Origin of the sequence: Stenotrophomonas sp. GD03958 (assembly GCF_029839005.1) — a bacterium.
GTDB classification, from domain to species: Bacteria; Pseudomonadota; Gammaproteobacteria; order Xanthomonadales; family Xanthomonadaceae; genus Stenotrophomonas; species Stenotrophomonas hibiscicola.
The window spans coordinates 44,673-57,807 of the sequence record NZ_JAOBZT010000024.1 but is presented as its reverse complement, the minus strand read 5'-3'; the positions used below and the strand labels follow the sequence as shown (position 1 = coordinate 57,807).

General features: G+C 56.6%; 10 protein-coding genes and 3 pseudogenes. 6 read left to right on the top strand and 7 right to left on the bottom strand.

Annotation, left to right across the window (positions count from 1 at the left end; genetic code table 11):
- Positions 1–604: 604 nt before the first annotated feature.
- From N5C25_RS09675 to N5C25_RS09665, 3 genes are read left to right on the top strand one after another with little or no spacing between them, the layout of a single operon-like run.
- On the top strand, positions 605–2,014 hold the full coding sequence (locus N5C25_RS09675; RefSeq protein WP_171968771.1) for a DnaJ domain-containing protein: 1,410 nt from the start codon (positions 605–607) through the stop codon (positions 2,012–2,014).
- A gap of 37 nt (positions 2,015–2,051) precedes the next feature.
- On the top strand, positions 2,052–2,261 hold the full coding sequence (locus tag N5C25_RS09670; RefSeq protein WP_197581381.1) for a hypothetical protein: 210 nt from the start codon (positions 2,052–2,054) through the stop codon (positions 2,259–2,261).
- A 5-nt stretch (positions 2,262–2,266) separates the two neighbouring features.
- Positions 2,267–3,142, top strand: coding sequence for a hypothetical protein (locus N5C25_RS09665; protein WP_171968772.1), 876 nt, complete (start codon positions 2,267–2,269; stop codon positions 3,140–3,142).
- Between the two features lie 58 nt (positions 3,143–3,200).
- Here N5C25_RS09665 and N5C25_RS09660 read toward each other — a convergent pair.
- Positions 3,201–3,503: pseudogene (locus N5C25_RS09660) on the bottom strand (transposase); the annotation flags it as partial.
- Positions 3,504–3,595: 92 nt separating this feature from the next.
- Between N5C25_RS09660 and N5C25_RS09655 the strand changes: the two are divergent.
- Positions 3,596–4,874: pseudogene (locus N5C25_RS09655) on the top strand (IS110 family transposase).
- 224 nt (positions 4,875–5,098) lie between these two features.
- On the opposite strand, the pseudogene N5C25_RS09650 reads toward N5C25_RS09655, so the two are convergent.
- Positions 5,099–5,841, bottom strand: a pseudogene (locus N5C25_RS09650) (IS3 family transposase); the annotation flags it as partial.
- A 236-nt stretch (positions 5,842–6,077) separates the two neighbouring features.
- Here N5C25_RS09650 and N5C25_RS09645 point away from each other — a divergent pair.
- Together N5C25_RS09645 and N5C25_RS09640 are read left to right on the top strand one after the other, a co-directional pair.
- On the top strand, positions 6,078–7,661 hold the full coding sequence (locus N5C25_RS09645; RefSeq protein WP_171968762.1) for a hypothetical protein: 1,584 nt from the start codon (positions 6,078–6,080) through the stop codon (positions 7,659–7,661).
- A gap of 255 nt (positions 7,662–7,916) precedes the next feature.
- Positions 7,917–8,642: a MobA/MobL family protein gene (locus tag N5C25_RS09640; protein WP_171968774.1), complete on the top strand. Its 726-nt coding sequence runs from the start codon at positions 7,917–7,919 to the stop codon at positions 8,640–8,642.
- 126 nt (positions 8,643–8,768) lie between these two features.
- On the opposite strand, the gene N5C25_RS09635 is transcribed toward N5C25_RS09640, so the two are convergent.
- From N5C25_RS09635 to N5C25_RS09615, 5 genes are all read right to left on the bottom strand, one after another.
- Positions 8,769–10,226, bottom strand: coding sequence for a YfjI family protein (locus N5C25_RS09635; protein WP_171968775.1), 1,458 nt, complete (start codon positions 10,224–10,226; stop codon positions 8,769–8,771).
- Positions 10,223–10,567, bottom strand: coding sequence for a hypothetical protein (locus tag N5C25_RS09630; RefSeq protein WP_171968776.1), 345 nt, complete (start codon positions 10,565–10,567; stop codon positions 10,223–10,225). The genes N5C25_RS09635 and N5C25_RS09630 overlap by 4 nt, the downstream gene beginning before the upstream one ends.
- On the bottom strand, positions 10,567–10,872 hold the full coding sequence (locus N5C25_RS09625) for an AlpA family phage regulatory protein (RefSeq protein WP_171968777.1): 306 nt from the start codon (positions 10,870–10,872) through the stop codon (positions 10,567–10,569). The genes N5C25_RS09630 and N5C25_RS09625 overlap by 1 nt, the downstream gene beginning before the upstream one ends.
- Positions 10,873–11,191: 319 nt before the next feature.
- A complete protein-coding gene (locus N5C25_RS09620; protein ID WP_279936865.1) occupies positions 11,192–12,079 on the bottom strand; it encodes a hydrolase or metal-binding protein in 888 nt (295 codons plus the stop codon).
- Complete coding sequence (locus N5C25_RS09615) at positions 12,073–13,062, bottom strand: lambda-exonuclease family protein (protein WP_279936864.1); 990 nt, start codon at positions 13,060–13,062, stop codon at positions 12,073–12,075. Before N5C25_RS09615 ends, N5C25_RS09620 begins: the two co-directional genes overlap by 7 nt.
- Between the last annotated feature and the right edge of the window lie 73 nt (positions 13,063–13,135).

Genomic DNA, 13,135 nt, shown 5'->3' with positions numbered 1-13,135 from the left:
ACCTACCTGGTGGCCGCACTCTTGTTGAGCCTGCTCTTACCAGACCATCCAAATGCCGCGGGCCACATGGACCGCACGGGCTGGCGGGAGGCCTACCTGGGATGGTGGGAGCGGCATAGACACCACTACCCACCCCCGGTCCCATCGACAGCCCCCCTGCCACCAGCTTGGCTGATCGATCCGTAGTCAGCGCTTCGCAGGCGCGTTGCTGCGGTTGCCGCCTGACGGCATCCCAGGCTTGGTCGACGGCCACCCAGCGGGGCCTCGAGCACCGCCGGCAGTCGAACCGCCCTTCGAGCCACCACCGGCCTTCCCAGCCGATCCACCATTACCCTTCGCCATGTTCGTCTCCTTGTTAGCCCCACACGGGGCAAGGAAATATTGAACGTCGGCGCGCTCCGCTTAAGCCCTAAAAGTTCACAGGTGGACGTTGCGCTGGTGAGGCTGACGTAGGCCCCACCAGAGGGCTTAACTGAAGTGTCCGTGTTAGTGGGGGTGAACCCTCTCGAAAAAACGGAGTACCCCCCATTCATCATCGATGCTATCCTCTCAAAAACTTTTGACGAAGAGCCAAAAGCGAGAAAGTGAAGCATCAGGGGGATGCATGTTGGAAAAAGATTATTACGAAGTACTGGGAATCCGTCCCAGTGCGTCAATCGATGAAATCGATCTCGCGTACAAGGGGCGGCGGAGCCAGTATCACCCGGATCGTTACGCCAGTTCCGATTCCGAAACCCTCGCTTGGGCCACGGAAAAAATGAAGGAATTAAACGCGGCATACGCCATCCTGAAGGATAAGGGTGAGCGAGCCCGGTTTGATCAACAGCGTGGGAAGCAATCCGCCAGACCGGCAGCTTCGCCACCACCCATTCCTGAGCCGGAAGAGCGCAGCCCGTTGCTGGATTTTCTTCAAAGGTATGTACCGGACAATGAGTTCTTCCAGAAGATACATGTCGCTCCCCACATCCCGCAGAAAAAGCTGGGTGGCGCCCTGGAAAGCTATGGCCGTGGGCTGAAACCGCGAAATGTCATCGCGCTGATCGACGACACCGTGTTCGGCAGTGCCAAAGAGGGTGTGCTTATCACGGAGCAAGAGCTCAGGTTCAAGGCGGTCTTCGAATCCCCCCGCTCGGTCCAGGTGGAAAAAATCGGGAGCATCGAGGCTTATAAGAGCAGGATCACGGTCAACGGGCAGGAGTTGGGCAAACTGAACGTGCCGGACTCAGATGAAGTCCATCAATTCTTTGACTTCTTCAATGCCTTTTGTCAGCAGCGCCGCGCCGATGCGCCGCGCGAGACCAAGCACAAGCGCCCGGCTTCTGCCGGGACAGGGCACCAAGCCTTCACGCTGCTGGAAAAGGGCTACTACAAGAGCTTTGAGCAAAACATAGACAGGAGGATCAAGGCTACTCAAGGAAGGGAGCAAGCGGTCTTGCAGCTCGCCAGCCTGCTTCTGCCGATATCCTTGTCGCTTGCAGAATGGATTGAATCGGAGAGCGATATTCCTCGGGAACTGCGCTCACTCTGGATGAGCGACGCCGTTCGCTTTGAGCTCCTTATCTACTCGACGGCCGCCGCTGAGCATCTGATCAGAGCAAATATCCCGGATGGGCGTGAGTATGCGGATGAGATTGCAGCAGCTACCGCGACCACCCTGCTGATCGAATGCATCATCGAGCTCAGTGGTTTCAATAAAATCAGAGGTCTCCACAAGATGGAGACCATCCAGCAGGAGCTGAGGAAGTCGGGATTCTTCAACGAGTTCATGCGCAGATGGGGCCGATACAAGCTCCTGATATCAGAGAGGGATGCCTCCGGCCTGATTGATGAGTTCGAGCATTCCATCCGCTCACCCGCACTTATGGAGCTCTACCCAGTGACCGCCTTCGGCAACGAGTTCCTGGGTTTCATGCAAGAGGCAACAGATAGATATCTGCCCACGAATGCCATTCCCGGGTTTTTGGATGACATCGATGACGATATCGAGAGCGCGCTTCTTGAGTGGATTGCCTAGTGCCAATAGATGACTGCTTCAAATCCAAGGAATGACCGTGAAGAATCTGGCCGTACTTTATTTCATCATTGCAATCATCTTCGCTTTCTACGGGAACTGGTGGGGCGACGACGCTTACAGGGGCTTTGCATACAACCTGGGCAAGTCAATCATCTGGCCTGCAATTATCTTCCCGTCGCTGGGGAAGATACTCGGCGGCATTGTTCTGCTTGGCGTACTCGGTATGGTCTTGGCATCGAAGAGGTGAACCACATGGCGAAGAACGCAACAATCATCCTCATGGCGATGATCGTCTCGATGCTGCTTGTGGCATGCGACGGAAAGTCGCGAAGCAGATATGTGGCCAGTTGTACCGCTCAGGGCATCGCGAAGGAAATGTGCTCATGCACGTACAAGGAGCTGAAAGGCAAGTTCAACAGCAGCCAGATCGACGACTATGTTCGAGTCGAGAAGCTTCCCGACCGGGAATGGAATGGGGCAATGGTCGACGCGCTTGAGAGCTGCGGGGTCGGTAAAGAAGCCGCCTTCCTAGTGAGGCGCGCGTTTGGACTTGACCAGCCGGCAGGCCTTCCCGAGCCGGAACTTGCTCAGCCCCCTGCAACGCCTCAGCAGGAGTCTCAGCCTCCCCTGCAAGAGCCGGCGTTCTCGCAATGCGGAAAGGACACTGACTGCAAGGGTGACCGGATATGTGAGTCTGGCCAGTGCATGGCACCTTCCAATGCCGGTTCCATTCAGTCACCTGCGGAGCCTGCACACTCGTCGCTATCAACTGGCGCAACGACATGCACAAACGCTGAGCGATTGATCTTCAGCTGCACCACCACGAATCAAAAGGAGGTGGCGCTGTGCGATTCCGGCTCGGCACTGCGTTACATCTTCGCACGGCATACGGGGAAGTCCGAAATGAACCTCTCTGTCCCCAACAGCATGGTGTCAGTGGCGCGAACCTCGTCGATGGATACGGTCAGAATTCCTACGGGAAATACGGTCTATAGCATCTTCGACCAGACCAATGAGAGTGGCGCCAGGGAGGCGGGCGTCAATGTCGAGATCAATGGCCGTCACGCCGCAACAGTTCAGTGCGAGCCAGCGTCCGTCGAAAGCCTGATCGACAACCTTCGTCCATAGGTGAGCGTGTGCAGGATTTTTTGTGTCGACGTCCTCCCGTCTTCAGTAGCGGGGCTGTTTAGAGTCCGGTGCTCATCGTAGCGGTATTGGCCGCGAGTTGTCGTGCATAGGCGGCGGGCGTCAGCCCGCCGAGTGCCTTCTTCGGCCGCTCCTCGTTGTATTCACCCCGCCAGGTTTCGATGACGGTGCGGGCCTGCAGCAGGCCGATGAACCAGTGCTCATTGAGGCATTCGTCGTGCAGGCGGCCGTTGAAGGACTCGATGTACGCATTCTGGTTCGGCTTGCCGGGCTCGATCAGGCGCAGCGCGACGCCGCGCGCATACGCCCAACTCACCATGGCCTTGCCGCAGAACTCCTTGCCGTAGTACATCTGGAAGCATCCCCAAGACGTGGGCAGCCACCGTCTCCAAGGTCATCCTGAGGGTTCTCACACACCACAGGAGCTTGCCGACGATGACTGCCCAGCCCAATGCTACGCCTGCGGCCACGTGGGTCGCGATTGATATTGCCAAGCGTCACCATGCCGTCCTGATTGAAACGCCTGACGGCAAGCAGCAGCAGTTTCGGATGGCCAGCTCGATGGAAGAGCACGATCGTCTGGTCGCTCTGCTGCGTGGATTACCCCAGCCTGCCAGGATCGCCATGGAACCCACTGGAGACTGCCATCGAACGCTGGCTTTCCGGCTTCTCACGGAAGGCTTCGACGTTTGCCTTGTCTCATCGGTCGCTGGCGCCCGCTACCGCGAAGCAATGTTCAACTCATGGGGCAAGAACGACCCGAAAGATGCCCGCGTGATTCTCGCCCTGCTCAAGCAGGGCATGACGCTGCGCTACATTGATCCCTTGCTGGCCGGGTACCACGGATTGCAGGAGCTGTCCAAGACTCACTATCAGATCAGCCTGGCAAGGACGCGACTGCAGCACAGCTTTGATGACGCACTATCTGCCGCTGTACTTTCCCGAAATCGAGCGCTACTTCGACAGCGCACATGCGGACTGGTTCGCCCGCTTCATGCTCCGCTTTCCTACTGCGGCATCAATCCAACAGCGTGACTACGAGACGTTCCGCAAGGAGGCGTGGGACCTGGTGGGGCGCAAGGTCAACAAGGCGGCATGGCTACGCGAACTATATGAAATCGCCCTGCGAAGCATTGGCTTGCCTGTCGCCGATGACTCGCTCGAGGTTCAGAGCTTCCGCCTGCAATTGCAGCGCTTCCAGGAGCTGGTCCAGCAGCGCGACCGGCTCGCGGAACAGGCGCACCAGACCCTTTCGGGGCGCCCAGACTATGAGTCGCTGCGTTCGATTCCGGGTATTGGACCTGTGCTTGCACTGACCATTCTGGCCGAGGCTGGCGACCTGCGTCGCTTCGCCCACCATCGCCAGTTCCTGAAGTACTGCGGCCTCGATCTGGCCAAGTGCCAATCAGGCCAATACAAGGGCCAGGAGCGGCTGTCCAAGCGCGGCAATGCGCGCCTTCGCTTCGCCTTCTGGTTTGCCGCCACAGTGGCCATCCGGATGCGGGAGAACAGCTTCCGGGAGAAGTACGAGCGCTACATCCGGAACGATCCATCCAACGCCGACCGCAAAAGAAAAGCACTGACTGCCGTGGCCGCGAAGATGGCGCGTGTCGCCTATGGCCTGGTCAAGCAACAAACCCAATACCGCTGCTACTTCGAAAATGCTTTACCCCGTGGATCGACCCCTCTCCGTAGGGCCGTCGGGACCTCTTAGGATCCTGTAGATAATGCTCGGGCCTTCCACGGGACTCCATGCTGTTTTAGGCACGTTCGAGGCCGTTCCGGACCTCGTGTTCACTATGGTCAGACCAGGAGACCCTGAAGACGTGGAAGCCCACGGGACTTGGTGCAAATAGCGGTGCGACTTGCCTGACCGGACGTCAGCGACGTCCGCGGATCCGTTCGCTCCGAATTTGTTGTTGACTCCAGAGTTAGCACGTTGTCGGTGCGGATCGCCTGGGGCAGGCCGCGACTGAGCGCCAGACGGTCCAGGATCCGCGTCAGCATCAAGCCGGAAATCGCACGCTCCACCTCGATCGCCACCGCCTCGTGGGTGGCGTCGTCGACGATCGTCAGGCACTTGAGCACGCGCCCCTCGGCGGTGCGATCGAACACGAAGTCCATCGACCACACCTGGTTGGCTGCGGACGGCCGCAGCAGCGGCTGTCGCTCGGCAACCGGCACCTTCTTGCGCTTGCGTCGCTGCACCTGCAACTGTGCCTCCTGATACAGCCGCTCCACGCGCTTGTAGTTCACGTGCATCCCCGCTTGACGAAGCTTGAGGTGGATCATCCCGACGCCATAGCGCTTGTGCCGCTGCGCCAATGCCAGGATCCGCGCACGCAGCTCGACATTGCGGTCGGGCCGTGGTGCATAGCGATACGCGCTGGCGCTCATCCGCACCGCCGCCAGCGCCCGCCGTTCGCTCAGTCCCTTCACGGTCATCTGTCGCACCACGTCGCGCCGGACGGGTGGGGTCACGGCTTTTTTCGCAGGACGTCCTTGATCACGTCGTTCTCGAACATCTGTTCGGCCAGCAGCTTCTTCAGCCGGGCGTTCTCCGCCTCCAGCTCCTTCAGCCGCTTCGCGTCCGGCACGCTCATCCCGCCCAATTTGCTGCGCCACAGGTAGTACGAGGCTTCGCTGAATCCGTGCCGTCGGCACAGGTCCTTCACCCCCATGCCGGCATCGGCCTCACGCAGGAAGCCGATGATCTGTTCCTCGGTAAAATGCTTCTTCACGTCCAATCTCCTTGGGTTGCGGGATTGGACTCCAAATCGCCGTGCTACTCAAAACCGGGGGGACGTCGCCAGATCAACGCGAAGTTCGGCAGAGGCACTGTGGGAGTAGGCAACGTGGGCTGGCGGGTTGGTGGAGCCAGACTTGGAGAGCAGTCCAACGTGACTATCAACGCTCAATGGCGACCCATATTGCATTCGTTGTCGCCCAGCTATACAACGAAGTGGGGCGACCTTCTGCAGGTGCGCTGACAAGGATCGGCGACATAGCGATCATCAAATTCTATACACAACCAAAAGGATGGCGGTTGAAAATGGAAAGTAGCAACATCGAACCAGGGAAGTACAAGCCGCGCTTCGACTTCGGGAAAGATCAAGCAACAGACCAATCAACAACTGGAAGCATCAACGATCTTTTGAATGAGCTCAATTACGAGCTTACAGAAACGCCAAGTGGCGGCAAATCAAAACACTCCGATGCCTCCGGAAAAACAATAACCCGCAAGGAGCTAAATGGAGTCATTGGCTTCATCAACTCTACATTGGAACAAGAGATTCCAAACGGGAATTGCACCCTCCCAATCTCTACTCTAAAAACAATCAAGCTCCTTTACCTCAAGAACGACTCCAGCGACACTCAGTTACTCCAAAGAATCTCGAAACCAGGAACCATCAAGGCCACTTTCGAGCACTGGACAGAACGCAACACCCCAAGAAATGAAAAGACCATAAAAGCAGCCTCCTATCTCATGTCCACGCTTGAGCTTGAGATCGACGAGGAGAGACTTAAGCACATCCACATCAACAGACTCACACCATCGAAACTCCTTGAATGCTACGCAAGACACATAAAGGAGCTTATAGAACCTATCTACATGGCTTTCGCCGGCAATGATGAAGCCATTGCAAGCGCCTTTATGTTTGGCGCACATCAAATAGAAAGCTATCAACCCTCAAATGCCTTACTCGGCAAAGAAGGCGCCCCCGTACACGAAAGGCTATACATCTATTTGCTGACTCTCCCATTCCTGCACTTCGTTGGAGAGTATCAGCAGGTTGTCGAATCAGAAAACGAAGAGTTGAGCAAATACAAGATAGAGCCACTCTTCGCTCACGCCATCTCCTCACCGACGGAGTGCGATGCCCTATTGCGACCTGTCACATCACTCGCAGCTATTCACTCCTTCCTGCAAACCCATGCAAATGAGCTGGCACACTTGGTTCACCAAGCCACTGGTTATGAGTTGAGATCCAGCGAGATCAAAAACATAGCCGACGAAACGCAGAAGGTTCTGCATGCCTATGTCTTCCACGAATGGCACAGAATAGATCATGACGTCGTCAACATTTCAATGGCCGACTGCGTTGCAGCCCTTTTAGCCATTACGATACAAAAAAAGATCAAAACGAAGTACACGCCCAACTGGAAAGGACAGAGCTCAAGCGAGAAAACGGTATCTCGCCTACTGAGCCACCTGGACACCTCAAGAGACATCGAAGAGCTATATGAAGAGGACTACATCCCGCAAGGCGCGATGCTCACCCTCTATCATCGATATTGCATCGCCTACGCATTACTTTTCGGCCGCAGCAACCGAATGGAAGCGTTCATGAGATTCCAGATCGCATATCTGAAGCACATGACCGTAGCTCACTCTCATTTCGATCTTGAAGCAGGAAACGAATACGAGAGAAAGATCAACATGTTTTGCGAAGACCTTATTCAATATATCGAAGATCAAGCCACTTCGCATGCGATGTAATTTTTAACTTGCACCACCCTTATACATATGTAGAAACTCACTTGCGTCCTTCGAAGCAACAACACGAAGAACGAAAGGCATCGAAGGGAATAGAAATCAAATAGAACTGACGATGGATTACAGGCAGGGTGTGGTACGCGCACTTACCCTTTCTATCTAATCACAACACTCTTCGATCATGAGTATCTACCTGTGGCCGACAAGAACCACTCTTGTCGGCTTTTTTATTCTCCTTAGAGAAAGGGTGATACAGCAATGGCAAGCTTCCATTACAGCATCAAAAGCGGCAAGAAAGGTAGTGCACGCAGGCACGCCAACTATATCGATCGTAAAGGATCTCATAGTGACAAGGAGGACCTTGTCCAAACAGGACATGGGAACATGCCCGAATGGGCAGGAGATGATCCGAAACGGTTCTGGAGCGTTGCTGACAAGCATGAGCGTGCCAACGGAGCAGTGTACCGAGAACACGAAATCACTCTTCCGAGTGAGCTCAGTACTGAACAGCAGGTCGAACTTGCCGACCGCCTTGCAAAGAATCTCGCAGGGAAAAAACCCTACCAATACGCGCTTCATGCACCTGAAGGAAAACTCGGTGGCGATCCGAACCCGCACATCCATCTGATGTGCTCGGATAGACTGCCTGATGGCATCCCCCGTACACCTGAACAGACCTTCGCCCGCTACAACCCCAAGAACCCTTCCGCAGGCGGATGCCGCAAGGATAGTGGCGGAAAGAGCCCAATGGAGTTGAAGCAGCAAGTGACGGCACAGCGAAAGCTTGTAGCGGACACCCAGAATCAGTTCCTTGCTGAGAACGGATACTCCGCCCGTGTAGACCACCGCAGCTTGCGCGACCAGGGCATTACCAGGTCACCGGAGCGCCACCTCGGCCAACGCTTCGTCAAGGAGATGGCAGATGCAGAGAAGTCACAGTATGCTCAATGCCGTAAAGAAGCGCAGGTAGCTTCAGTCACTTAAAACCGGGCAGAGGCCAGTACCTTACCCAGTGATTCTGCGACAAAGTCGCAGAATCGCAATGGCACCTACTGACCACAGCAAAAAAGCCCCGGACTATCGCCGGGGCTTCCTCGGTGTAAAGACCGCTTACAGCGCCCTCCGATCGAAGTAGTTATTCATCAAGCGCAGATACGTCCTCTTGTCCCGGTACCCACTGCAGATCTGAATTGCTCCCTGGCCTTCAAGAACCGAGATGGCTGCATTCAGCCTTGCTCGGTTACGTACAGGTCCACAGCGCAAAACCTGGTTCTTGGGAACGCACGTATCCGAATAAATCCCTCTCCACCACTTTGCATGCAGATACCGATCCAGAGCTTGAGCATCGGCCTGATCCTGCGATACCACGAACGCAGGTGAGAACAGATGCTTGTACTCATCAACATGCCACCGAACGATCTCGAAGGCACGATTGATCGTATCGAGGGTGATGTCACCTCCCTCTCCACTGAAGTACTGCATCGATGCAGCGAGTCGTGCCACGATCTCCATGATCTTTGCCGCGAAGTCATTGATATCGCTCAAGTACTCCCCGTCGCGCAGCAAAGACTCAGTTTCTGATGCCAACTCTACCCAGCGTGCCCTGGCATCGATGGAGAAGGACACCACTTCACGAACAACGGCGCCCGAGGCTGAAAGCTCCTTGTACTTCAACAACAGCTCCGCGACCCGCTCATGGAATGCGGGCAAATGCTCCCACACCGGTTCCACGTCCTCGATTCGCCGATAGCCCATCATGGAGCGAGGCCACGCGACCAAATAGCGTGCCCAGTGCCCACTCCCCTTTGCGACAGAGCCTCGCCTATTGAGGAACTGCTTGAGCGGTTCGTACTGGGTCATGATGCTCACAGACACGCGCGGATTCATCGCAATCAGATGCTCGTTCTCCGCTCGATCCAACGGCATCATTCCTGGTGAATCCCAGAGACGATTGAGCAAGCCCACATTCGCCATTGCCTCGCTCTTGAACAGCATGTGACCTTCATCAGTCGTGATGGCGATGGACTCACCATCACCCTGAACGGCCTCCATAATGGCCTTGGCCGTGATGTCCTGCCGCAGGAAGCAGCGCAAGCGAGGCTGCAGAGGTTTCTTTTCTGCGTGCTCCTTCAGCTGTGACTCGAGTGCTTCCGCAGACTTACCTGCTGCAACTGCTTTACTGATCGCGCTCCTCAACCCCTTCATCTTGGCCGTCCAGAGTCCGTACTCGATCTCATAAGCCTCAGTCTGCTGCTTGAACGCAGTCATCGCCTTCGTATCTGCATTGCGGAAAGGCGCCTGCAGCAGCTCGAACACCGTCGACTTGCGCTCACCAGACTCAGCAACAAGCATCAAATTCTGTGTTACAGGCCGGGTCTGCCCGGTTGGCAACTTGACATCAATCAGCCCCTGGCAAGCCATCGAGATGGCATTGATGAGACCCATGCCAACCATGGCATCAGGAACCTGCACGTTGCGGAAGAGCTCAAGACCAGCCTCACGCGCAATGTGATGGAAGCTTTCCAGGGGATATTTGGGGGCATAACGCTGCCAATGGGTAGTCATCATGCATCCTCCTCTGCCGCGCCAAACGCGGTCTGCTCTTCAGCCTCGACCAACAGATGGCCACAGCTCTGGCACCGAGCAGCATCGCCCTCCGCATGGCGACGAGCACGCTCCTCATTGAGCAGCTTTCGGAACTGAATCAGGTTCAGCTCATGCTTGTACGCAGCATTGAACTGATCTACCAGGATCTTCTTGCGCATCTTCTTTGCGATGTGCTGTTCCAGGATCGGATAGGCCTGCCTGAAGTCCTGCTCGAGCTTGCTCTTGCCCTTGGACAGCTGCTCATCCAGAGCATGCTTGAGCGCCTCAAGCGGCGAGGTGTGAATTCCGTAATTAATCGCCATCACTTCACCTCCATCGCACGGCGGAACTTGGCTGCACGCCCTTCAGCCCATGCCATGGCCTCATGCGTCCAGTAGAACTTCGGGGACAGTTCGCTGTCATAGAGCGGAATGCCCTTCGGAAAGTTCGGGTCGGACTTCATCAGTTCGTACGCCTTGCTCCTGCTGACACGGAGCAGCTTGATCAGCTCCTTCAAGCGGAGCGTCGGGCTATCCGGCCACCCTGCTTTCCAGCCAGTGTTGTTCTCCTCAGCCAAAGGCATGCTTTTGTCTACGCCCTGGCGCAGACTGGACGTCATGTGCTTCATTTGTTGATTCCTTCGTTGTGTTGAACGTTTCAGGAAGGAATCCGGCCGGTTTCCTATCGAAGGGGATTGGCCTCCGACGTGATCAGTGTCGATATGCTGCTGTTGGGGGTACAGGGAAAAAAAATCCAGGTTTTTTCCAGGGACGCGCACAACCGACCAGATCAAAGAAAAATCAAACACTTACATGCTAGGGAGCTTTCGCCCCCTAGCATGTCTCGCCCTCTGCGCCCACAAATCGGTCCGTTTCATCCTCTGTCTGCTCAGGACCTGAACTGCCTCTCGTCCGAACCTGATACGAGTCCGAACCGGTGCTGCTCTCCTACGACGCCAACCGGGACGCTTGCGCTTCCAGCCTATCCTTGAGACTTTCCTTCGCAGGAGCCTGTGCAACCTCGCCATGCCCTGACGGATAGAACTCCTCGACCACGGCCGGCACGTCTTCGTCCAGATCCTCGAAGGCTCCATTTGCGAAGCCCTGTCTCGCTGCCTCATCCAGTGCAGCTTGGTCGATCCCTGCCGCAGCTCTTGCGGCGTGTCGGTCCACCGCTTCTGCGACCGCCGATTCGAGCGTCAGCCCGCTCCGAACCACCAGATCGACGTAGTAGATCGCTGATCGGTAGCTCATCGTGGTGGACTTACCTCGTAGTTTCAGCTCTAGGGGCAGACAAGACAGCCGACGACCTGACACCGCACTGAGGTAGTGCAGTCGCGCTGCGAGTGTCCGGATGGTGTTGTAGGAGGTAGTGCGCAGAACAAAGCTGCCCATCGCATCCCCCTCCCCGTCCCCAATGACCACGTTTAAACGGGCATAGGCTTTGCAGCCCCCATTGGCAAACTGACACGCATCCGGCCCTGGGCAAGGCAGCGTCTCCATGCCTTCTGGCCCAGCACGTCGACAGGTGTCTCCGTTGCCTACGCACAGCGGCCTTCCGTTCTCTCGATTGAACAGCGAGTAGTCCGCTCGCAGGTTCAGTGTTGGGTCGTCGAAGAGCAGCCGTACCGGGATGGATCGCAGCTTGTTACCCTCCGATGTCTTCCGTAGCTCCTCATCCAGTGGATGCAGTACCCAGCCCTCCCGGTTCTGCACCTGGCTGGTAAGGGTGAACTGATCGTCCTTTTCGGGTAGTCGCTTGCCATTGCGCTCCACTACCCGGCCAATGGAAATACGCCCAATCACGGGCGGTGTTATAGCCAGTCCCTTCAGCATGATTTGACCTCTTTGATCGTGGTGTTGATCCGGAAACGGCGCGAACCCGGACGGACGACCGTGCAGGCTGCAGCGATCTCCGGGTACTCGGCTGCAAGCCGCTTGGTGTCCAGGGACGTGCCATCCTTGCTGCGGCGGTAGATCACCTCCCCCAGCGAGCCAAATCTGGCAACGGATGCGTCGCCCATGGCTTGCTGCAGCGTTTGTTTCAGCAGCTCTGCCTGCTGTTCTTGCACTGCTACTGCCTCATTGAGAGACACCAGGTTGGAGAACGTCTCGACCAGCGCCTCGTCCTGACTGAAGTCGACAACCGTGTCTTTGCCCGGATACAGGCTCCGAAGCGCCCGAGCCGCTGATTCCGAGCCATCGGCTGGAGGCTCGATGTCATTGATGACGTGCTCCCAGAAACGGGCTTCCAGCACCACCAATCGACTGATGATTTCTTCGTCTCGCTCGATGCGGTGGATCTGCAGAGCCTGACCGCACAACAGAACAGCCACCTCAGCGGCCTGCTTGCCCGTCACAGCTAGCTGGTGCTGAACCTGGAGCTGTACATACTCGGGCACCCCGTCTTTCCACAGCCGAGAGCCGAACTCCCCAGCTGTCTTGCACTCAAGAATTTGGACCGCCGGGGAACCAATTACCTCTCGATCGAGGTTGGCCAGCATGTGCGGGAAGGTCGGATGCTGCAGAACGGCGTTGACCCGGCGTACCCGGTTCCCCGTGCGCTCCTGGTAGGCCGTGGCCACCATGGGTTCGAGCAGGGTTCCCCAGTAGCGGGGATCCTCTTGTCCAGGGGGGATCTCTTCCATTGGCTTTCGGCCCGTCTTCTCCTGCCACAGCTCCAGCTGGCTCTTGTAGGGGTTCAACCCGACGGCGGTGGCAGCATCCGAACTACCGATGCCGCCATTGCGGACCTCCAGCCACTGCTGGCGATCCAGTGAACGCGTATCAACCAAACGCAACGCGGTGTGCTTGCTCATTGGCAATCTCCGGAATAGAAAAGGCCGCCTTGATGGGCGGCCTTGGTCAGGTCTTTCATTTCAAGCTATCGAT